General features: G+C 75.8%; 2 protein-coding genes and 1 pseudogene. 2 read left to right on the top strand and 1 reads right to left on the bottom strand.

Going from position 1 to position 1,521, the window contains the following annotated elements; translation table 11 throughout:
* Window positions 1-293 (top strand): annotated as a pseudogene (locus AB0J52_RS40060) (TetR/AcrR family transcriptional regulator); the annotation flags it as partial.
* Between the two features lie 107 nt (window positions 294-400).
* Window positions 401-814 (top strand): hypothetical protein, encoded by a 414-nt coding sequence (locus AB0J52_RS40055; RefSeq protein WP_500188404.1) that lies wholly within the window; start codon window positions 401-403, stop codon window positions 812-814.
* Between the two features lie 41 nt (window positions 815-855).
* Here the strand turns inward: AB0J52_RS40055 and AB0J52_RS40050 are convergent.
* Window positions 856-1,521 (bottom strand): FtsX-like permease family protein (locus tag AB0J52_RS40050; protein ID WP_500188402.1); only part of this gene is annotated, 666 nt, incomplete at its 5' end.

Genomic DNA, 1,521 nt, shown 5'->3' with positions numbered 1-1,521 from the left:
ACGGCCGCCTGCACGAGGCGGCCGTGCGCGCCCTGCCCGCCGAGGAGGTCCGCGAGCACCACGACCGTCCGATGGAGGCCGTCCGGACGCTGATCGAGCGCGGCCGGGCCACCGGCGCGTTCCGCACCGACCTGGACACCGGCTGGCTGGTCACGACCGTCTACGCGCTGCTGCACGCCGCCGCCGACGAGGTCGCGGCGGGCAAGCTCGACCGGGGCGGGACCGCCGAGGTCCTGCGGACGACCCTGCTGTCGGTCCTGCGTCCCGTCCCCGCCGGGACGGAGCTCCGGTAGCGCCAGCACCACCGCAGGACGGAACCGGAGGCTACCGACAGCGCCGCCCCGCGCGCCTGATGCTTGAGGCACACGTTGCGCGAAGGCGAGGTTCGGGGATGGCGGTCATGGAGTCGAGATCCGCGGAGGGCACGGTTGAAGCGCTGGACGGCGTCGGCGCGGACCGGTACCGGGCACGCCTGGCCCGGGGCACCCACGGCCGCCCCGCTCTGGAGATCCACGTGCGCGGCGGCCTCTACGACGTGACCGTGGCGGACGGCTTCCATCGCGCGTTGCTGCGCGGCGCCGTCCAGGGCCGGGGATGGGCGCTCGCCTGGGGCGAGCTTCCCCCGGACGGCGCGCCGGTGCGGGTGTCGTTCACCGGCCGCCGCCTGGACCTGCCCGTTGACGTGAAGGTGGTCGGCAAGCGGTTCTGGGTCGCCGAGGCGGAGGTCCGGGCGCGGTCGGTGGTCGTCACGACGCCGTCCGAACGGGCGTCCTCACGGCTCAGGACCGTCCGCCGCAGACCTCTGCGCCCGTAGGGAGCCACCGGCTTTCAGCCAGTCCCCGGGATCGGAGGCGGTCAGTCGCGTAGGCCCGCGTCACCGACGCCGGAGCGCGATGATCCGAGGGCGGGGAGCAGGGTGGCCGGGAGGGCGACGAGCGCGCAGACGGCCGTCACGACGGCCAGCGAACCCCAGGGGACCACGAGCGAAGCGGTGCCGGTGACACGGCTCAGCGCCGTCCAGAGGCCCACGAGGCTGACCGCCGAGACCACCGCGGCCAGTGCCACGCCGACGCAGACCACCACGACGGCCTCGCCGATCGCGACCAGCGTCACCTGGCCGGGCGTCGCGCCGGACAGCCGCAGCACCGCCCGGTCCCGCGCGCGATCGGCCGCCGCCATGGCCAGGCTGTTCGCGACCGAGATGGCGCAGTAGGCGAGGGCGATGCCCAGCGTCACCAGGATGCCGACCCGGCCGTTCCGGCTCTTGCCCGGCGGTCCGGCGGCATCAGCGCGCCCGGAGGCGATCCGGACGCCGAGGCCACGGGTGGCTGCGCGGAGGTCGCGGGCCACAGCGGAGCGGTCCGCTCCGGGACGGACGAGCACATCGACGCGTCCGGGCCGGGCCGGGCCGCCGTGCGCGGACGTCAGGTACCCCATCCCGTCGTCCAGCCCACTGCGCAGCACCGCCGCCACGGGCACGGACGCGCGGGTGCCGTCGGCGAGCCACAGGTACACGCGGTC

The sequence above is a fragment of the Spirillospora sp. NPDC049652 genome (assembly GCF_040675125.1).
Taxonomy (GTDB): Bacteria; Actinomycetota; Actinomycetes; order Streptosporangiales; family Streptosporangiaceae; genus Spirillospora.
The sequence above is the reverse complement of the archived record's forward strand: the minus strand, read 5'-3'. Positions and strand labels throughout refer to the sequence as shown.

Excerpts from the sequence above, each read along its gene's own strand:
- AB0J52_RS40055 (WP_500188404.1), top strand. The coding sequence starts at position 401 with ATGGAGTCGAGATCCGCGGAGGGCACGGTTGAAGCGCTGGACGGCGTC.